The following is a 21,753-nucleotide window of genomic DNA, read 5'->3' on the forward strand; positions in this document are numbered from 1 at the left end:
CTCATGGATAATGTGAAGGCATTCATCCTCTCGCAGGTCGCCAACAGGCAACTGGGCAGGGAGGAGGCCAAGAAGCTGCTGCTGGAGCTCTCGGCCACCCATACGCACCAGGACATAGCCGTCGTCGGGCTCGCCGGGCGGTTCGCCGCGGCCCCGAGTGTCGACCGGTTCTGGGAATTCCTCAGTGTGGGGCACCAGTGCATCCGGGACTTTCCGCAGGCGCGTAAGGCCGAGATGCTCGACATGCTGCGGAACCCCTATTACACGGAACTCATCCTCGGGGCCCCGATATCCGAGTCCGACATCGACCGGATGCACGCACCCAGCGGATATCTGGACCGGATCGACCATTTCGACGCCCGCTTCTTCGGCATTCCTCCGCTCGAAGCCGACTACATGGATCCCCACCAGCGGATCGCGCTGGAGGTGGCCCAGGAGGCGCTGGAGAACGCCGGATACGGAGGCGACAGCGTCAAGGGCACCAGGACCGGCGTATTCCTGGGCAGGGACCAGACGAACCACTCGTACTACCGCATGCTCTCGGAGAACCACCCGATGCAGCTGTCGGGTTCCTGGGAGGGCCTGGTGGCCAGCCGGATCTCCTACCAGCTCGACCTCAAGGGTCCCTCGCTGATGACGGACACCGCCTGCTCGGCGGGCGCGGTCTGCGTCCACCAGGCGATCCAGTCGCTCCTGATGGGCGAGTGCGACATGGCACTGGCCGGCGGCATCAACATCTCGCAGGGCGGCGAGGTGAAGCCCGAGTTCCTGGCGAGCATGTCGATGGGCAGCGTCGAGTCCCGCGACGACACCGTGCGTACGTTCGACGCCGGCGCCAACGGCACGCTGTGGGGCGAGGGCGCGGGCATCGTCGTGCTGAAGCCGCTGCGGCGCGCGCTGGCCGACCGCGACCACATCCGGGCCGTCATCAAGGCATCGGCCGTCAACAACGACGGCGCCTCCACCAGCATCACCGCGCCCGACGCGCTGATGCAGGAGAAGGTGATCCTGGACGCGTGGGCCAAGGCGGACATCGATCCGCGGACGCTCTCGTACGTGGAGGCGCACGGCACCGGCACGGTGCTCGGCGACCCGATCGAGATCAAGGGCCTGACCAACGCGTTCCGCAAGCACACCGACCGCAAGCAGTTCTGCGGGATCGGCTCGCTCAAGACGACGACGGGACACCTGGTGGCGGCGTCCGGCGCGGCGTCCGTGGCGAAGGTGGTGAAGTCCCTGGAGACCGCGACGCTGGCCCCGACGGCCAACTTCAACGTGCCCAACCCGTACATCGACTTCACCGGCGGCCCGCTCTACGTCAACGACCGGCTGACGCCGTGGGAGACCGGGGGCGAGCCCAGGCGCGCCGGGATCAGCTCGTTCGGCTTCATCCGGACCAACTGCCACATGGTCCTCGAAGAGGCGCCGAAGTACACGAGCGAGCCCGCCGGCCGCGGCCGCTACCCCTTCACCCTCAGCGCCAAGTCCGAGGGCGCCCTGGGCGAACTCCTCGACGGGTACGCGGCGATGCTGGCGGGCGACTGCCCGTGGTCGCTCGCCGACATCTGCTACACCTCCTCCGTCGGACGCGGCCACTACGAGCACCGGGTGCTGATCGCCGCCTCGGGCAAGGCGGAGCTCGCCGAGTCCGTCGACCGGCTGCGCCGCCACGGTCCGGGCAGCGACGAGCGGCGGGGCATCTTCCACGGTGTGCACGCCGTCGTCAGCGACAAGAAGAGTTCGCGGGAGCCCGGCGATCTCACGGCCCGGGAGGTCCGGCGGCTGTCGGACGAGGCGAACGCGCAGCTCGCCGAGCACCGGGCGCACGACGACCCGGCGGCCCTCACCTCGATCGCCACGGCCTATGTACGGGGCGCCGGCGTCGACTTCGGCCGGTACTACGCGGACGAGGCGCGGCGCCGGGTGCCGCTGCCGACGTACCCGTTCGAACGCACCCGCCACTGGGCCAAGCCGATGAAGACACGGGTCCGCGGCTTCGGCGGCGGCGGCCCGGAACACCCGCTGCTCGGCACGGAGATCACCCGCACCGCCGACTCGGTGGTCTTCGAGAACACCCTGTCCGCGCAGACCCACTGGGTGCTCGCGGACCACCGGATCGACCACCGTCCGGTGGTCCCGGGAACGACCTACCTGGAGATGGCGCGGGCGGCCTTCGCCGCGGTGGCGAACACCAGGGGCACGCGCTTCGAGAACGTCTTCTTCCTCACCCCGCTCGCGGTGGAGGACGGCACGGGCGCCACCGTGCGCACCCTGCTCGACCGCACCGGGGACGGTTACACGTTCCGGGTGGAGAGCCGGCGCGGTGACGAGTGGATCAGGCACGTCGAGGGCCGGGTCGGCCCCTTCGACGGGCCGGCTCCGCGGACCCCGCCCGACATCCGGGCCCAGAAGCGCGCGGCGACCGAGGTCATCGACCCGTACCCGGCCGAGACCGAGACCGGTGTCTTCCAGTTCGGCCCGCGCTGGGACTCGGTGCGCGGTCTGTGGCGCGACGTGCCCGCCGGGCGGGCGATGGCGCTGCTGGGTCTCCCGGAGGGGACGGACGCCGAGAGCGGGGTCTACGGACTGCACCCGGCCAAGCTCGACAACGCGGTGAACCTCATCTCGCAGAACGGCGAGCAGACGTTCCTGCCCTACATGTACAAGCGGTTCGTCCTGCACGGCCCCATGCCCGAGACGTTCCACTCGCTGATCCGCACCGTGCGCGACGACAGCCACGACGGCGAGACGGTCACCTACGACGTGGACCTCGTCGGCCCGGACGGGCGGACGTTCGCCCAGATCACCGACTACACCGTCAAGAAGGTCGACTGGGAGCGCTTCAGCCTGGACGGCCCGCGGCGCTTCCTCGAACTGGCCTGGGTCCCCGCCCCCGACACCGCTCCCCCGGCTCAGCGGCCGGCGGACGGCGGCGCGGTGTGGGCCGTGATCGCCGCGGACACGGAGGCGGGACGGAACCTGGTCGACGAGGTGACGGCGCAGGGCCACCGCGCCGTACCGTGCTACCTCGCCGAGACCACCGACGCGGCTCGTGACGCGTTCGCGCCCGACGAGGACGGCGTGCGGCTGCTGTGCGAACGCCTGCGGGAGGAGGGCATCCAGGGCGTCCTGTTCGCCACCGATCACACGGCGGACAAGAACACGTCGCACGAGGAGCGCCGGGGCCGGGGCGTGGACGCCCTGTTCGCGCTCTACCGCGGCATGCTGACCCACCGCGTCAAACCGGCACTCGGCCTGAGGGTGCTCGGCAGGGACACCTGGGACGTCGGCGTCGGCGCTCCCGGGGCCGACCCGTACGCCGCCGCCACCGCGGCGCTCGCGCTGGTGATCGGACAGGAACACCTCGCGGTGGACGTGCTCGACGCGGGTTCGGACACGGACCTCGCCCGTACGGTCCGCGAAAGCCTCGGCGCCGCCGGCCCGCTGCCGAGGGCCCTGCGCGGATCGGGGACGTACGTACAAGAACTGCGCCGGGCCGAGACGGACGAGGTGCCGCGCGACGACCTGTACCGGGGCGGGACCTTCCTGATCACCGGCGGGACCGGCGGCCTCGGCCTCGCCCTCGCCGGGGAGATGGCGCGGCAGGGCGCCGCCCGGATCCTGCTCCTGGGCCGCCGGCCGCTGGACGGGGCCACCGAGGGTCGCGTCCGGGAGCTGGCCGTGGCGCAGCACGTGCGCTGTGACGTCACCCGGGCCACCGAGGTACGGGAGTTGGGCGAGCGGCTGCGCGCCGAGGGCGTCACCCTCGACGGGGTCGTGCACGCCGCGGGCGTCGCCGGCGACGGCTTCCTGGCCACCAAGGAGGAGTCCGTCTTCCGTGACGTACTCGCCCCCAAGGTGGACGGCAGCGTCGCGCTCCTGGAGCTGACACGGCACCACCCCGGCGCGTTCCTGGTGTTCTTCTCCTCGATCACCGCGCTCACCGGGGGACGGGGCCAGGGGGACTACTGCGCCGCCAACGCCTTCATGGACGCCCTCGCGGCCCGGGCGCGTGCCGAGGGGATCCACGCGCTCAGCGTCAACTGGCCCTCGTGGACCGAGGTCGGCATGGCCGCCGCCTACGGACTGGGCACGCACGACGCGCCGTTCGTGGCCGTGTCGGTCGAGGACGGGCTGGCGTGGCTGGCCCACTTCATCACCTCTGCGCCGGCCACGCGTGTCGTCCCGTCCGAGGTCAACCCCCCGGTACTCAGGGACCACCTCGGGGAGTTGCCCTTCCGGCTGCGGCCGGAACTGGCGGCGGCGCTGGAGAACGCCGTCGTGGCGGCGGAGGCACGGGGCCGCGACGGTGCCGACGTCCGCCTCACGGGGCAGTCCGACCCGACGCCGACCGAACTGCGCGTGGGCGGGATCTACGGGGCGGTCCTCGGCCTGGCCGAGGTCGACGCGCACACCAGCTTCCAGGACCTGGGCGGGAACTCGCTGGTGACCGCGCAACTGCTGGCGCTGGTCGACGAGGCGTTCCCGGGAGCGGTCGACATCGCCGACCTGTTCTCCTACGCCACGGTCGCCGACCTCGCCGGCTACATCGACGAACAACTGCCCGCCACGGCGGGCGACAGCGACGGCGACGGGGAGCCGGCGGCCGGCCCGGAGAAGGACGCGTCGCTCATGCGGGCGCTGGACGAGATCGGCGACGCGGAGCTGACCAGCCTCTTCGCCGAGGCCGAAGGCAGCGGGGGGAATTAGAGGATGCCGACACCACCGGACACCAAGAAAGAGCTGTTGAAGTACCTGCTCATGCAGGTCAAGGACGACCGGCTCGACGTGGGGCGGGCCAAGGAGTTCATCAAGGCGATCGGAGAGCCGCGGCGCACCGGGGACGAGCCGGTCGCCGTCGTGGGGCTGGCCTGCCGCTTCCCCGGAGCGCCCGACAAGGAGCGCTTCTGGGCCAATCTGCTCGAAGGCCGGGAGCACATCGGGGACTTCCCGAAGGCGCGGGAGGAGGACCTGCGGCGGGTGGACACCACGTCCCGGCTCCGCAAGGGCGGCTATCTGGAGCGGATCGACCTCTTCGACCCGGAGTACTTCGGCATACCGCCGCAGGTAGCGAAGGAGATCGACCCGTACCACCGGAATCTGATGGAGGTTCTGGTCGAGACGTCGGAGGACGCCGGGTACGCCAAGAGCGAGCTGTACGGGGCGAACGTCGGCATCTTCGTCGGCAACGACCACACGCACCGGATGAGTACGTCGTACCTCCAGTTCCTCTCGAAGCTCGACTTCTCGGCCTTCACCGGATCGTGGTCCGGCATCCTCGCCAGCCGTCTCGCGTACCACCTCAACCTCCGCGGTCCCGCCACCGTCGTCGACACGGGTTGCTCGTCCGGTCTGGTCGCCCTGGACACCGCCATGAAGGCGCTGCGGCAGGGCGACTGCGACACGGCCTTCGTGGCGGCGGTCAACCTCCTGCTCGCACCGACGAGCATCGGGGACGGGGCCGAGTCCGGCGACTGCCGGGTACGGGCCTTCGACGGTGCCGCGAACGGCACGGTGTGGAGCGAAGGCGTGGCCGGGCTGTACATCAAGCCCCTGTCGCGCGCCGTCGCGGACGGGGATCACGTCTACGGCGTGGTCCTCGGCAGTGCCGTCAACAACGACGGCCGCAGCAACGGCCTGACCGCACCGAGCGCCCGAGCCCAGAAGGAACTGCTCGTCAGCGCGTGGAGAAGGGCCGGCATCCCACCGGAGTCGCTTTCGTACATCGAGGCGCACGGCACCGGGACGGCGCTGGGCGACCCCATCGAGATCAAGGGACTCACCAGCGCGTTCGCCGAGTTCACGACGAAGAAGCAGTTCTGCGGGCTGGGTTCGGTGAAGACCAACATCGGGCACACGGTCGGCGCCGCCGGTCTGGCGTCGCTGATCAAGGTCTTCCTCTGCCTCGACCGAGGGGTCATCCCCGGCTCGCTCCACTTCGACGTCCCGAACGACCTCATGGACCTCCCCCGGTCGCCGGTCTATGTGCAGGACCGGACGACCGCGTGGGAGTCGCAGACACCGCGCAGGGCGGGTGTGAGCGGCTTCAGCCTGAGCGGGACGAACTGCCACGTCGTGCTGGAGGAGGCGCCCGCCGCGCCGGCACGGCCGGAGGCGGAGGGCGTGTTCCTGTACCCGATCTCCGCCCGGAACGAGGAACTGCTGGCCGAGACCGCGGCGCGCCAACTGGCGCATCTGGACCGGCGTCCGAAGTACCGCGTCGACGACATCTGCTTCACCATGCAGTCGGGCCGTGAGCACCAGCCCGTGCGGGCGGTCGTCGTGTGCGACAGCCGTGCCGCTCTCCGTGAGGGCTTGACGCGGTTGCTGCGTACGCGGGAGGAGGGCGAGCGGGTCGCCGGGGACGGGGCGCCGCTCACCGGCGGGTCGCCGCTCGTCCTGCGGGCGAACGGCCCGGCGCCCGCGCCGCCCGCAGCCACCCTCCCGGAGTCGTCGCGGCACCTTCAGGACGCGGTCACCGGCTACTTCGCCGCCCGGCCACGGCCGTTCGCCGGCCTGTACCGCGACGCGGACGTGCGCCGGGTGTCACTGCCGCCGCAGCTCTTCCACCACGTACGGCTGTGGGACGAGGACGCGCGCCCCGCGACGAGGGGCGCGTCGGCCGCGGCCGAACCGGTCCCGGGTCCGCTCGCGGAGCCGTCGCGCCTGCACGGTGAGCAGGACGCCACCCCGGCCCGCAAGGTGATCGCGTGGGTCTGGTCGGACGTCCTGGGCTACCCCGTGATCCGGGGCACGGACGACTTCTTCGCCCTGGGCGGGGACTCCATCTCGTCGCTGCGGATCACCCAGACCCTCAACGCCGAGTTCGGCGTCGACATCCCCGCCGCCACGCTGCTGGCGGACCGGGTCTTCGACGACTTCGCGGAGGTGGTCGTCCGGGAGCACGGGCTCACCGACGAGCACGTCCGGTCGCTCCTGGGCGGGTCCGGCCAAGAGCCGCCGCCCCGCCGGGACTCCGAGGAACAGGGCGTGGAGGGACGGGGCACCGGGGAACGGGGCGCCGAGGAGTACGAGCTGCCGCTCACCGCCGCCCAGCGCAGCGTGTTCTTCGCGAGCCGGCGGGACGAGGATTCGGTGGCCTACAACGAGGGCGGCCTGGTCGTCCGGCGGGACACGCTCGACGTGGCCGCCCTGGAGGCCGGGCTGCGCACCCTCGTCGCGCGGCACGACAGTCTGCGTTCGACGTTCCACACGGTGGACGGGGAGCCGTTCCAGCGTGTCCACGCCGGTGCCCCGGTGTCGGTCGAGCGCAGGCGGCTCGACGCTCCCGTCCGGGAGGAGAGCCACGAGAGCCTGGCCCGCGCGGAGATGCGGGACTTCGTCCGCCCGTTCCGCCTCGACTCGGCGCCCCTGCTGCGCGCCGCGTGCTTCGCGTTCGACGACGGTGTGACGTGCCTGGCGATCGACATGCACCACATCGTCACCGACGGCGTCTCCATGGGTGTCCTGTTGCGCGAACTCGACGCCGTCGCGCGGGGCGTGGAGCTGCCACCGCTGCCGAAGAGCTACCGCGCGGCACAGCGCGAACTGCTCGCCCGCGAGGACCGCGACGCCCTGCTGCCGCAACGGGAGCACTGGGCCGCCGTGTTCCGCGACGGGGTGCCCGTGCTCCGGCTCCCCACGGACCGGCGCAGGACCGACACCCTCGCCGGCAAGGGCGCGAAGCTGTTCACCACGGTGGACGGGCCGCTGCTCGAAGCCGCGAAGCGCTGGGCCGGCGCACACGACATCACCCCGTACACGCTGTTCCTGGGCGTGTTCCAGCAACTGCTGTCCCGGCTGAGCGGACAGCGCGACGTGGTGATCGGCGCCCCGGTCATGGGCCGGCCCGACCTGACGTACCAGAACCTCGTCGGCATGTTCGTCAACACGCTGCCGCTGCGTGTCTCCACGGATCCCGAGGCCGGTGTCGACGCGTTCTTCGACGGACTGAAGTCGACCGTGCTCGGCGCGTTCGAGCACCAGGACTGTCCGCTGGAATTCTTGATCGAGGACATCGCCCCGCCGCGCGAACCCGGGCGCCGACCGCTGTTCGACGTCTGCTTCGTCCACCAGAACGCCGACATGGGCATGGGCGGCGAGAAGCTCGTCCAGTACGACGACGGCAGCGCCAAGTACGACCTCACGCTGACCACCCGCGAGACGGACGACGGGCTCCTGCTGATGTGGGAGTACTCCACCGGGCTGTTCCGGGAGGAGACGATCGGGCTCTGGGCCGGGCGCTACGAGCAGTTGCTCCGTTCCGTACTCGCCTCGCGGGACGGTGACCCGGCCGGTGCGCTCGGGCTGGTCCCCGCACGGGAGGCCAAGCTGCTGCGGCAGGTCACCACGGGTCCGGCCGGGCCGTTGGAGAGCAGGGACATCGTCCGGCTCTTCGAACAGCACGCCGCGGCCGACCCGGACAAGACGGCGCTGATCACCGGCGAGACGCGGCTGTCGTACGGCGAACTCAACATCCGCGCGAACCGTGTCGCGCATGGTCTGATCCGGCAGGGGATCGCGCCGGGTTCCCCCGTCGCGCTGCTGATGGACCGGTCCTTCGACATGGTCGCCGCGATCCTCGGTGTCCTGAAGGCGCGGTGCCACTACGTCCCGCTCAACACCGGGTTCCCCGTCGATCGCCTGCGGCTGATCGTGGCGGACTCCGGGGCCGACGTCCTGCTCACGTCCGCCGCCCGGCTGCCGGACGCCCATCGGCTCGCCTCGGACCGGCTGCGGGTCCTGGAACTCCACGAGCTCCAGGCGTACGCGGACGGCGGGCGGGAGACAGATGGCGGGCGGGAGACGGACGGCGCGGGGAAGACGGACACGGCGCGGGCGGCGGCCGATCCGGGCCTTCCGGGGGGTGCGGACGACCCGATCTACATCATGTACACGTCCGGCACCACCGGTGTCCCGAAGGGGGCGCTGATCCGGCAGCGGGGCGTGCTCCGGGTGGCCCACCGGGCCGCCTTCGCCGACGCCGGCGCCGACGACACCTTCCTGCTGCTGTCGGACTACTCGTTCGACGGCTCCGTCTACGACATGTACGGGGCGCTGACCAACGGCGCCTCGCTCGTGGTCACGGACCAGGAGTCCGTCCTGGACGTGGAGCGGCTCGGGGCCACGATCGAGCGCCACGGGGTGACCCGGTTCTTCATCACCATGTCGATGTTCAACACGCTGATCGACTACGCCCCGCACACCCTCGCCGGTGTCCGCCGGGTGCTCTGCGGAGGCGAGGCCGCCTCCCCCGCGCACATCCGCAAGGCGTTCGACCTGCTGGGCCCCGGCCGTGTCGCCAACGGCTACGGCCCCACGGAGACCACGGTCTTCGCCGCCGTGCACGTCTTCGACGAACTGGACGACGACGACGCGATCCCGATCGGCCGGGCCGTCACGGACACCTCGCTGCGGGTGCTCGACGAGCGGATGCGTCCCGTGCCGATCGGCGCGGTCGGCGAGCTGTACATCGGCGGCTCCGGCCTGGCGGACGGCTATCTGAACCGGCCGGACCTGACCGGGGAACGGTTCGTCACCGCACCGGCCTTCCCCGGCGAGCGGCTCTACCGGACCGGCGACCTCGCCGCGTTCAAGAGCAACGGCCTGCTCTACTACCACGGGCGCGTCGACCAGCAGGTCAAACTGCGGGGCCACCGCGTCGAGTTGGAGGAGATCGTCGCCGCCGCGCTGGCGGAGCCGTACGTGGAGTGGGCGCACGCCGCGGTCCGCGAGTCGGGCACCGGCGGCAGGACGCTGTGCCTGTGGGTGCGGTACGCGGACGGCGCCGAGCGGGACGGCTCGCGACTGCGCTCGGCGCTGCGGCGCCGGCTGCCCGACTACATGGTCCCGCCGTTCGTCGTCGCGACGGACGAGGTGCCGCTGAACAAGAACGGCAAGGTCGACGCCGCGGCACTCCCCGAACCCGGCGTCGCTCCCCGTGCCTCGGCGACCCGCCCGGCCGGCGAGCTCCAGCGCCGGACGGCGGCGGCGTGGTCACACGTGCTCGGCGTCCCGGTGGAGGACATCGACGCGAACTTCTTCGAGCTGGGGGGCGACTCGATCAAGGCGATGCAGATCGTCGCCAAACTGAAGGAACACGGCATCGCCGTACGGGCCATGGACCTGCTGGAGCACCAGACGGTCCGGCTGCTGGCGCAGCGGGCGGCGGACGCCGCGTCACCGGCCCCCTCCGACGGCCAGGACCACGGCCAGGGCCAAGAGCAGGGCCAGGACCACGGGCAGGACCACCCGCAGGAGCCGCTGACGGGACCGGTCGCACCCGGCCCCGTACAGCGGGACTTCCTCGCCGTCCCCGACAACCGGACGCGGCTGTTCAACCAGAGCCTGCTGATCACGCTCGACGCACCGCACCCGCTCGACCGGCTGACGCACGCCGTGCGCCGGCTGGTGGAGTACCACGACATGCTCCGGGTGGAGATCGACGACCACGGTGGGCTCCGCATCCGGGACACCGACGCGCGGCGGTTGATCCACACGCAGGAGGCGCCGAAGGGCCTGTCCGAGGCGGACGTCCCCGCATATCTCTCGGCGCTTCAGGCCCGCGTGGACGTCCTGGGCGGTCCGGTCGTCGCCCTCGCCGCCGGACTGGGCGACGAGGGGCGCCAGATCGCCCTGGCTGTGCACCACCTGGCCGTCGACGTGGTGTCGTGGGGAATCCTGGTCGAGGACCTGATCAGCTGCCTGGCCTACCCCGGCGCCGAACTCCCGCCGAAGACCATGTCGTTCCCCGCGTGGACGGCCGAGCTGGAGCGGTACACACGGGAGGGCGGCTTCGGCCCGCAGCTCCCCTACTGGACGGAGCTGGCGCGGGAGGCGGCGGCCACCGGCCGGCTGTTCGACGAGGCGGACCTCGCACGCGGCGAGGGCGTCGCCGATTCGCTGCGGCTCACGGACGCGGCGGCGGACGGCGTCCGCCTCTTCGACGCCGCGCGCCGTGGCCACGGGGCGGGACCGGCCGATGTCCTGGTCGCCGTGGTGGGCCGTGCGGTGGCTTCGGTGACCGGCCGCGACAGCGTCCTGGTGACGATGGAGGGGCACGGCCGCGAGCCCCTCGCGCGGGATCACGATCTGAGCCGCACGGTGGGCTGGTTCACCAGCACCTTCCCGCACCTGGTGAGGGTGGCGGACGACGCGGCGCGGACCGTCGCGTCCGTGCGGCGCTCCTTCGGGCAACTGCCCGGCAGAGGCGTCGGGTTCGGCGCCCTGCTGCGGTACGGCCCGGACCGGGACGCCCTCCTCGCCAGCGTACGCCCGCAGATCAGCTTCAACTACCTGGGCAGCCAGAACGGCGGCGACGTCGGCATCGCCCATCTCGCCAGGGACATCACGACCGACGCGGCGTACCGGTCGCCGGGTGTCCTCGACATCACGGTGCACCGCACCGGCGACGACGTGGTCTTCGAGGTCCGCTATCCGCGGAGTTGGCGCGAGAACGGGACCGGCCCGGCCCTCACCGGGGCGATCGGGACGGCGTTCCACGAGGTCCGCGAGGCACTGACGGCCGGCGAGGGGCGGGGCGTCGTCCACGCCCCGTCGATCGAACGGGCCGTCGTCGACGACATCCTGGCCGACCTCGTCGGCGACCTCTAGGTAAACAAAACCCCGAACGGACACCTTCCTCATGGTTGACAGAGACAACATCGAGTCCATATCGAGCCTCACCGCGATGCAGAAGGGGATGCTGTTCACCTACGCGGCCGACGGCGAATCGGACGCCTACGTCGAGCAGTTCGACTTCACCGGCACCGGCGAGGTCGACGTCGCCCACCTGCGCGAGGCGCTGGCCGCCCTGTCGCGCCACTACGGCGTCCTGCGCTCCGTCTTCTCCTTCCGGAACACCGACGACCCGTATCAGATCGTGCTCAAGGAGTGGGCGCCCCCGCTCGAAGTCCTCGACCGTACGGGCGCCCCCGACGCCGCGCGGGCGGTCGCCGCGTTCAAGGCGGCCGACCGCGCCAGGGGCTTCGACCTGGGCAAGGACGTGCTCCTGAGAGCGACGCTGATCCGTACGGGTGCCGAGCGGTGGCACCTCGTGCTGACGTTCCACCACATCATCCTGGACGGGTGGTCCCTGGGACCCCTGTTCGGGACCCTGTTCGGCTACTACGACGCGCTCGTCACGACGGGCACGGTCCAGCAGCGGCACGAGGCACGCGCGTACGGCGACTACGCCGCGTGGTCCGAGCGGCAGCCCGGCGAGGACGCCCGCCGTTACTGGGCGCAGGAGTTGGACGGCTACGAACGGCCGGCCGGGCTGCCCGGCACCCGCGTCGCCGCCGGATATCTGGCGGCCACCCACCGGTTCACCCTGCCGGGCGAGCTGTACACCGGGCTGAAGCGGTTCGCGCGGGAGAACCGGGTGACGCAGAGCGCGGCGTTCCAGGCGGCCTGGGGCGTCGTCCTACAGAAGTTCAACTACACCGACGACGTGGTGTTCGGCAGCGTGGTGTCGGGCCGCGACATCGACCTGGACGGCGTCGGCGACATGGTCGGCCTCTTCGTGAACACCCAGCCGGTCCGGGTCAGGACCCAGGAGGACACCGGCTTCGCCGAGCTGTGCCGGATCGTGCGGGACGCGTACCGCACGGCCGTCCCGTACCAGTACTACCCGCTCCACGAGGTCCAGGGCGGTACACCGCTCAAGAGCGGCCTGCTGAACCACGTGGTCGCCTTCGAGAACTATCCGCTGTCCCAGCAGCTCCAGGAGTTCGCCGCCGACGACGAGGGCCTGCGGCTCGAAGGCGTCGACGTCTTCGAGCGGACCGACTACGACTTCCACATCGTGGTCAACCCCCTCGCGGACTTCGGCGTGACCTTCACGTACAACGCGAACCTGTTCACCCCGGCCCTGATGGAGACGGTGGAGGCCGCCCTGGTCCGCGTCCTCACGGCGGCCGTCGACGACCCGGCGATCGAGGTCCGGCGGATCGCGATCGCGCCTCCCGGCGAGCACGGCGGCCCCGCCGAGAACGGTCCCCCGGCGTCGCCGCTCGCCGCCGAACCGTCCGTCATCGACCGCTTCGACGCGATCGTGCGGACCCACGGCGACCGGACCGCCGTCGTGTGGCGGGACAAGGAGTACACGTACGGGGAGATCGACCGCTGGTCGGACGCCGTGGCCCGGCGGCTGCGCGACCTCGGCGCCGGACCGGGCGCGGGGGTCGGCGTGCTGGCGGACCGCCGCCCGGAGCTGATCGCGGCGATGCTCGGCGTACTGAAGAGCGGAGGCCACTACGTCCCGGTCGACGCCAAGGACGCGGCCCCGAGGATCGCCCGGATCCTCGACGACGCGGACGTCCACCACCTGTGCACGGTGGGGGACTTCGCCGGTCTGGTGCCGGACGGGGTGCGGGCGGTCCTTCTCGACGGGCCGCAGCCGGCGGACGGCGAGCCGCCGTTCCCCCGGACGACGGGTACGAGCGACGACATCGCCTACCTGATGTACACCTCCGGATCGACCGGCCGGCCCAAGGGCTGCCACATCACGCACCGGAACATCCAGCGGCTCTTCGCCGACCAGACGTACTTCGCGTTCGGCGCCGACCAGGTCGTCCTCATGACCAGTTCCCCCGCCTTCGACGCCTGCACCTTCGAGATCTGGGGCACCCTGCTGTTCGGCGGGAAGCTGGTCCTGCCCGACGAGGTGGACGTCCTCGACGGCGGCCGGCTGCGCACCCTGATCGAACGTCACCGGGTGCGCGGACTCTGGCTGACCGCGCCCCTGTTCCAGCAGTTGTGCGAACACGACCCGGGGATCTTCCGCTCGCTGGACCAACTCCTCGTCGGCGGCAGCGCCGTGTCGAAGCGGCACACGGCCAAGGTGCTGGAAGCCTGCCCCGGCATCCGGATCACCAACGGCTACGGCCCCACCGAGAACACCGTGTTCTCCGTGGTCCACCACATCGAAGCCGAGGATCTGGCCAGGGAGCGGATCCCCATCGGGCGGGTCCTGAACCACACCACCGCCCATGTCCTCGACAACGGCCTCAACCCCCTGCCGCCGGGGGCGGTCGGCGAGCTGTGCCTCGGCGGGGAGGGTCTGTCGCCGGGCTACCGCGACCGGCCCGAGCTGAACCGCGAGAAGTTCGTGCGGGTCCCCGCCCTGCCCGGCGAGCGGCTCTACCGCTCCGGCGACCTGGTCCGCCGGACGCCCGACGGCGTCCTGGACTACCTGGGGCGCACCGACGACCAGGTGAAGGTCAACGGCTTCCGGGTCGAACTGGGCGAGGTCGAGGCCGCGTTGGCGTCGGTCGAGCGGGTGAACGGCGCCGCCGTGCTCGCGGTCGAGGAGAACGGGGTGAAGAGCCTGCGCGGCTACTACCTCTCGGACGGCGGGCTGTCGCCCGACACCGTACGGCGGGCGCTCACCGACAAGGTGGCCGGATACCTGGTGCCCGCGCTGCTGGTACCGGTCGGGAAGTTCCCGCTCAACAAGAGCGGGAAGGTCGACCGCCGGCTGCTGGAGACCTACCGGGCGCCGTCCACCGCCGGCGCCGCCGGTGCGACGGTGCGCACTGCGTCGTCCGAGACGGAGCGGACGCTGCTCGACATCACACGGGACCTGCTGCCCGGTGTCGAGATCGATGTCGACCGCAACTTCTTCGACCTCGGGCTGAACTCCCTGAACCTGGTGACCCTCAGCAACCGCCTGCGCAAGAGGCTGGGCCGCGAGGTCCCCGTACCCCTGTTCTTCGAGCACACGTCGTTCGCCGCGCTGGCGGCGTATCTCGACGCACCGGACACGGGCGCGGAGGCCGCCTCCGACGGCTCCTCCGCCGCCTCCGCCGAAGAGCGCGAAGAGGAAGAGGCGGCCCTCAGGGCCGGCCTGCTGCTGACGCAGTTCGGCGATGAGTGAACGGGATGAGTGAGAAGGGGGTCTCGGCAGTGTCCGAGTACAAGGAATCCGAACGCGGCCACACCGGGCTGGAGTTGGCGGTCATCGGCATGGCGGGGCGGTTCCCCGGCGCCGAGAACCTCGACGACTTCTGGACCAACCTCGTCGAGGAGGTCGACGCGGTGTCCCACTTCACCGACGAGGAGCTGACAGCGGCGGGGGTCGCCCCCGAGGAGCTGGGTGACGAGAACTACGTCCGGGCCCGCGGCGTCTTCCCGAACCTGGAGACCTTCGACGCCACCTTCTTCAACTACACGCCGGCGGATGCGGCGATGCTGGACCCGCAGGTCAGGGCGTTGCACGAGGAGGTCTACCACGCCCTGGAGGACGCCGGATACTCGGCGGAGGGGCGGAGCGAATCCATCGGCCTCTTCCTGGGGGCGACCAACAACCTGCCCTGGGAGGCGCACACGCTGCGCACGTCCCTCTCCCGGTCCGGCATGCTGTTCGCCGGCATGCAGCTCAACGACAAGGACTTCGCGGCCACCAGGATCGCGTACGCCCTCGGTCTCAAGGGGCCCGCGCTCGCCCTGCACACCGGGTGCTCGACCTCGCTCGTCGCCATCGACATGGCCTGCCGGTATCTGTGGACCGGTGCCTGCCAGATCGCGGTGGCCGGCGGGAGCGGCCTGACCCTCCCGCACCGGCGCGGCTACCGCTACCAGCCGAACATGATCCACTCCCCGGACGGCCGCTGCCGGGCGTTCGACAAGGACGCCGCCGGCACCGTGGAGGGCAACGGAGCGGGGGCCGTGGTGCTCAAGCGCCTGGAGACCGCCCTGCGGGACGGCGACCGTGTCTACGCGTTGATCAAGGGCTCGGCGACCAACAACGACGGCAATCGCAAGGTCGGTTACGCCGCGCCGAGCATCGAGGGACAGGCCGAGGTCATCCGCAAGGCGCACCGTGTCGCCAAGGTGGCGCCCGCCGACGTGTCGTACGTCGAGACGCACGGAACCGGAACCGCGCTCGGGGACCCCATCGAGATCCAGGCGCTGCGCAAGGCGTTCGGCCCCGGTGCCGAGGGAACGGTCGGCCTCGGCTCGCTGAAGTCGAACATCGGGCACCTGGACACCGCGGCGGGCGTGGCCTCGCTCATCAAGGCGTGCAAGATCGTCGCCACCCGTACGGTCCCCCGGAGCCTGCACTTCGAGGAGCTGAATCCCGCCATCAGCCTCGACGGCAGCCCCTTCTACGTGGTGGGGCGGCAGGAGGAGTTGCGGCGCAAGCACTCACCGGCGCACGACGCGCTGCCGATGCGGGTGGGCGTGAGCGCGTTCGGAATCGGTGGCACCAACGCGCATGTGGTCCTTCAGGAGGCACCGCCCCGTGCCGCGGCAGCGGCGTCGGCCGGGCGGCGGCACCACACGTTCGTCGTGGCGGCCTCGTCCGCCGACGCGCTCGGACGGATCAAGCGGAACGTCGCCGAGCACCTGGTGGCGCGTCCGGACATGGACGGCGGCGACCTCGCCTGGACGCTCCAGAACCGCCAGCGGCAGCTCCCGTACCGCTACGCCGTCGACTTCGCGGACGCCGGTCAGTTGCGCGAGCGTCTTCAGGAGTCCCTGGAGGCGGACGAGCAGCCGGCGCACCTCGGGAAGAACTCCCGCCGGAGTGTCCACTTCCTCTTCACCGGGACGGGCTCCCAGCACCTCGGAATGGCGCGCGATCTGTACGAGCGGGAGGAGCCCTTCCGTACGCGGCTGGAGGAGTGCTTCTCGATCGGCGAGGCGCTGGGCAACGCGGTCCCCCGCGAGGTCTTCTTCGGTGATCACGCCGCGACGGAGAAGCGGCTGAACTCGATGGAGACGGCGCAGCTCATCCTGTTCATGCTGGAGTACTCCCTGGCGAAGACCCTCATCGGGTGGGGCGTCGAGCCCAAGGGGATGATCGGGCACAGCACGGGTGAACTGGCCGCCGCCTGCGTGGCCGGGGTGTTCTCGCTGGAGGACGGGATACGTCTCGTCCAGGCCAGGGGCAGCCTCATGGCGGCCACCCCCGAGGGCGCGATGACCTCGGTGAAGTCGTCCGAGGACGCCGTCCGGTCGATGCTGCCCGACGCGTTGGTGATCGCCGCGGTGAACAGCCCCCAGGACTGCACGGTCTCCGGATCGGTGGCGGACGTGCGGGAGTTCGAACGCCGCTGCGCGGAGCGGGGCATCGACTTCAACCGGGTCAAGGATCTCGCCCACGCCGCGCACTCCCCGTACATGGAGAGCATGCTGGAGGAGTTCCGCGAGGTGGCGCGGCGGGTGACGTTCGCACCGCCGGCGATTCCGTACGTGTCGAACGTGACCGGCACCTGGATCACGCCGGACGAGGCCGTGGACCCGGAGTACTACTGCACCCACATCCGCCGGACGGTGCTGTTCAAGGCCGGTGTCGAGACCGTCCTGGCGCGGGGGGACACCCTCTTCGCCGAGGTCGGTCCCGGCAAGACGCTGTCGTCCTTCGTACGGACCACCGGGCGCGGGTCGGACGTCACCGCCGTCAACATGCTGCGGCACCGGATGGAGACGCTGGGCGACGACGAACATCTGGCCCGCGCCGTGGGGAAGTTGTGGGAGGCGGGGGTCGCTCTCGACTGGAAGGCGTTCCACGACGGCCGCGCCCCCCGCAAACTGCACCTGCCGCTCTATCCGTTCGACAGGACCGAGTACCCGGTCGATGTGAGCGAGTTCCACCGGATGCTCGCGGACTCCGACGACAAGGTGAACGCGGGGGCGGGGGCGGCCGTCGCGCCGCATCGCGCGGTCGCGGCGTACGCGGGGCCCGCCGGGGCCGACGGCCCCCTGCCGGCTCTCGGCCTGGTCTGGTCCCGGACCATGCTGCCGCGGCTGCGCGAGAAGGAGAAGCCGCGCATGCCGGTGGTCCTCACCGACGACGCCGCAAAGCTCGGACGAGTACTCGCGGAGATCCCCAACTGGCGGGCGCTTTACGTCACGTTCGGCCCGGCGTACCGGTTCGACGGGCCGTCCGGGGCCGTCGTCCGTACGGACCACCCGGAGGATCTGAAGCGGCTCGTCCGGGACCTGGACGAGGCCGCCCTCGCCGGGGACTCGTTCCTCGTCCACCGCGAGGACCACGCGGCGTCGACCCGGCTCGTGCGCGACCTCTGTGCCGCCGTACCGGGGATGCGGGAGCCGGGCGTGACGGACCTGCTGGTGCTGGACACCGCGGACCAACTGCGCGGCCGGCCCGACTTCCTGCCCCAGGTCATCGGCCTGAACCACGAGTTCCCCGGCCTGCGGGTGCGGGCGCTGCGCTGCGACGCGCCGCTCACGGGCAGGAAGGGCCGGGCCATGTGGAGCGAGTGCCTTCGGCGGGAGCTGCGGGAGGACGGCCCCCAGGAGGCCGCCGCCCGCTACACCGAGGGCGAACGGTTCGTCCCCATGATGCTGCCGCTGCACGGCCACCGGGACACGGCGGGCGTCCGTACCGGCCGTACGGCGGTCCTCTGCCGCTCCGGCGACATCGGCCGGGTGCTGGACGCCTTGGCCGCCGGGCCGCTGGACCGTCCGGTCCACCTGGTGCCCTTCGGCCCGGAGGCGGGCGGCCCGCCCGTGGTGGCGGACGGGGACGGGGGACGACGGGACGGGGGGCGGGTCACGATCGCGCCGGCCGTCACGGGGGCGACCTGGGGCGCGGTGACGCGTGGGGCGGCCGAGCGGATCCGTGAACTCGCGGAGATCGACGAGATCGTCCTGTGGGACACGCCGGACGCCGCCACCCCGGATACCGGCGCCGACAACTCCGGCTTCGGTCGCGGTCGCGGTCTCGGTCTCGGTCGCGGTCTCGGTCTGGCCGAACGGCGCGCGCTGGTCGGCGCGCTGCGCGACGTGGGCCGGGAGCGGGGCGTCCCGTGGCAGATCCTGTCCCGACCGGAACTCGACCGGCGCGGCTGGGACGCCGGCGTCACCCGTTGGTTCGCCGAGAACGGGCTGATCGACGAAGCGGGGGACGTGACGCGGCTCTACTCGTTCGCGCATGTCGTCGACGGGGATTCCTCCGCGCTGCGGCTGCTGTCGCAGCTGCGGGATTCCGGCATCACCACCGCCCACCACGGCATGGCCGTCACCGCCCTGTGGCCGGTGTCTTCCGCGGCCACGGCCGCGGAGCAGGACGCGGTCCCACCCGGTGACGAGCGGGACGACGTCACGGCGCTCATGCGGCGGGAGTTGACGAACCTGCTCGGTTTCGACCACATCGGCCCGCGCGACGACATCTTCGACATCGGACTCGACTCGGTCAGGCTGGTCCGCTTCATCAGCGTGCTGGCGGAGCAGGGCCACAAGGTTCTCGCGGGTGACGTCTACAACCACCCGAGCGTCGACGCGCTGGCCCGGTTCCTCACGCGTTCGACGGAGCGGGCCGACGACAGGTCAGGCGACAGGTCCGCCGCGGAGGCCGCCGCGGAGGCCGGCTCGCCCGAGAGCTTCGCGGCGCTGCTGAGCAGCCGTCTGGAAACGGCCTGCGCCTTGCGGGAGTTCGCCGTCGAGGGCGAGGACGCCCCCCGGCTGCTCCTGTTCGTCGACGGCCTGGACGACGCGCTCCACGGCCGGGTCGTCCACGAGATCCGCGATCTGAACATGCCCGCCACGCTCTATCCGCACCACATCCTGCCGGGCACGCGGCAGCGGGAGTTCGAGGCGAAGGGCGACTTCGCCTCCCTCGGGATCGGGAGCGGTGCGACGTCCGGGGACGGCGCGCTCGAATCCGCCTTACGTGAGATCGACGGGCGCGGCCGGGAGCTGGGACGGCTGATCGGCTCGCGGCCGGTGCGGTGGACGTATCCGCCGAGCGCCATGCAACGGCACCACTTCGCGAGCGACAGCCGCCTCCAGCCCTACGTGGTGGAGTTCCGCGAACCGCTCGACGCGGACATCCTGGAGCGGGCGCTGTGCGACGTGATCGGTCGGCACGGCCTCCTGCGGAGCTTCCTGACCCGGTCGTTCGGCCGACTGCGGTGGAAGGAGTTCGAGGCGCCGCGCGGCGTCGTACTGCCGAGGATCGACCTGTCCGGGCTGACTCCGCGCCGGCAGGCAAAGGCGCGGGTACGGCTGACCGACCGGGAGTGGAGCCTGGCCTCGGACTTCCTGGACAAGCCGATGTACGAGGTGGTGCTCGTCAAGTACCACGAGCGGGCCCACGACCTGCTGTTCCGGTTCGATCACTCGATCTTCGACGCGACCTCCGGCCAGACGCTCCGGGCGGACCTGCTGACGCGGTATCAGGAGCTGGCGGCCGGGACGGGCCGGGCGATGCCCGCGGCGAAGAGCTTCCGGCACCTGCGGCACCGGATCCGCCAGGGGCCCGTGGGCATCACGGCGGACGAGATCGTCGAGAGGTTCGAACTCACGAGGTACGCGCGGGCGGGCAGCGCGATCCGCGACAGATCGGCGCCGCACGCGAACGGCCCCGTCCACCGGGTCGGTTACTCCGTCGACCTCGGCGCGCTGCGGGGCGAGGACGGTGCCGAGGCCGAGCCGTTCTCGCTGGCCCTGCACCTGTACGCACGCGTCGTGGCCCGCCTGCTCTCGGTGGACGAGGTCGCGGCCGAGATCGTGGTCCGGTCCCGGACCTTCCAGGACGAGGACTTCTCCGAGGTCATGGGGATGGCCCTGGACAGTCTGCCCCTGGTGGTGCCCGGCGACCGGCGGGAGTTCGGCGGTCTGGCGGCGGCCGTCGCGGCGAAGATCCGCATGCTGAACAGGCACAACATCAGCCTCCTGGACCTCGGCGGCGATCCGCGCTCGGCCGTCGGATACCGGAAGGTGTCCGCCGCGGTGAAGGCGCTGGGGGGCCGGTCCTCGTGCGTGTTCAACTTCGCCGGCCAGGTGGAGGACGCGTACGACGCGGTGTGGGACACGCCCCCGGAGCAGCCGGCCGGGGACGACGGGGACGACGGGGACCACGGGGACCACGGGGACCACGGGGCGACCGGCTACGCCGACTGCTTCTGCGCGGCCAGGACCGGCGACGGCAGGCTGGACCTGGTCCTCATGTGCGGGTGGGCCGATGAGCCCGAAGACATCGTCAGGATCCTGGACGAGGAAGTCCGTTACCTGGCACGGGACAAGAACAATGTGAGGAGTTCTTCGTGAACGACGTGCGACAGATCCCGGTCGTGTGCTTCCCGCACGCGGGCGCGGGCGCCCTGTACTACGGCAAGTGGCGCCACTCGTTCCAGGGCGGAGTCGATCTGCGGATAGTCGAGTACCCGCTCCGGGAACGCCGGCTCGGCACTCCGATGCCGGCCTCGGTCGAACTGCTGGCGGGCGAGATCTTCGCGGAGTTCGCCGACGTCTTCCGTGGCACCTATGCCATCTGGGGGCACAGCATGGGCAGTGTCATCGGTTACGAGGTCGCCAAGCTGTGCCAGGAGCGCCTGGACAACCCCCCGCTGGTGTACTTCGGTTCGGGCTCGTCGGCGCCGTGCGACTCCCGCTTCACTCGCGTGCGGGCGCTCGATTCCACCGCGGGCTTCAACGACGTGCTGCGCCGCTACGGAGGAGTGGGCGAGGAAGTCCTGCGGGACGCCGGCTTCGTGAAGTACATCGCCCCCGTCATCGAGGCGGACCTGCGGCTGATGGGAGGGTACGAGGACACCCTGAGGGAGAAGCTGCGGTGTCCGATCGTCCTCATGGAGGGCCGCGACGACACGGTCACCACCGGGCCCTGGGCGGACTACACCGATGTTCCGCTGGAGGTGTTCACGTTCGACGGCGGACACTTCTTCCACGACGCCCACCGGGCCGAGTTGGCCCTCCTCATGGAGTCCAGGATCCAGACTCTCTGGCAGTTGGAGAGGGCGTCGGCCGAGCGGCGGTGACGCG

5 protein-coding genes are annotated in these 21,753 nt (G+C 71.3%); all 5 read left to right on the forward strand.

The annotated features are described in order from the left end of the window. The first annotated feature begins 3 nt into the window (after positions 1-3). Genes OG700_RS07330 through OG700_RS07350 form a run of 5 tightly spaced genes read left to right on the forward strand, consistent with a single transcriptional unit; the run spans position 4 to position 21,749 of the window. Positions 4-4,710 (forward strand): SDR family NAD(P)-dependent oxidoreductase, encoded by a 4,707-nt coding sequence (locus tag OG700_RS07330; protein ID WP_405610696.1) that lies wholly within the window; start codon positions 4-6, stop codon positions 4,708-4,710. 3 nt (positions 4,711-4,713) lie between these two features. Further along, the gene (locus OG700_RS07335; RefSeq protein WP_405610699.1) at positions 4,714-11,613 is read left to right on the forward strand and encodes an amino acid adenylation domain-containing protein; all 6,900 of its coding nucleotides are present in this window, start codon (positions 4,714-4,716) and stop codon (positions 11,611-11,613) included. Between the two features lie 31 nt (positions 11,614-11,644). Continuing rightward, positions 11,645-14,878, forward strand: coding sequence for a non-ribosomal peptide synthetase (locus OG700_RS07340; RefSeq protein ID WP_405610702.1), 3,234 nt, complete (start codon positions 11,645-11,647; stop codon positions 14,876-14,878). A 5-nt stretch (positions 14,879-14,883) separates the two neighbouring features. Beyond that, the gene (locus tag OG700_RS07345) at positions 14,884-21,021 is read left to right on the forward strand and encodes a beta-ketoacyl synthase N-terminal-like domain-containing protein (RefSeq protein WP_405610705.1); all 6,138 of its coding nucleotides are present in this window, start codon (positions 14,884-14,886) and stop codon (positions 21,019-21,021) included. Beyond that, entirely contained in the window at positions 21,018-21,749 is a 732-nt protein-coding gene (locus OG700_RS07350; RefSeq protein WP_405610708.1) for a thioesterase II family protein, read from the forward strand. The genes OG700_RS07345 and OG700_RS07350 overlap by 4 nt, the downstream gene beginning before the upstream one ends. Positions 21,750-21,753: the final 4 nt, after the last annotated feature.

This window comes from Streptomyces sp. NBC_01508, from assembly GCF_045040315.1.
Lineage (GTDB): Bacteria > Actinomycetota > Actinomycetes > Streptomycetales > Streptomycetaceae > Streptomyces.

Bases quoted from the DNA above. Each gene is read 5' to 3' on its own strand.
- OG700_RS07330 (WP_405610696.1), top strand. From the start codon at position 4: ATGGATAATGTGAAGGCATTCATCCTCTCGCAGGTCGCCAACAGGCAA.
- OG700_RS07335 (WP_405610699.1), top strand. From the start codon at position 4,714: ATGCCGACACCACCGGACACCAAGAAAGAGCTGTTGAAGTACCTGCTC.
- OG700_RS07340 (WP_405610702.1), top strand. From the start codon at position 11,645: ATGGTTGACAGAGACAACATCGAGTCCATATCGAGCCTCACCGCGATG.
- OG700_RS07345 (WP_405610705.1), top strand. From the start codon at position 14,884: ATGAGTGAGAAGGGGGTCTCGGCAGTGTCCGAGTACAAGGAATCCGAA.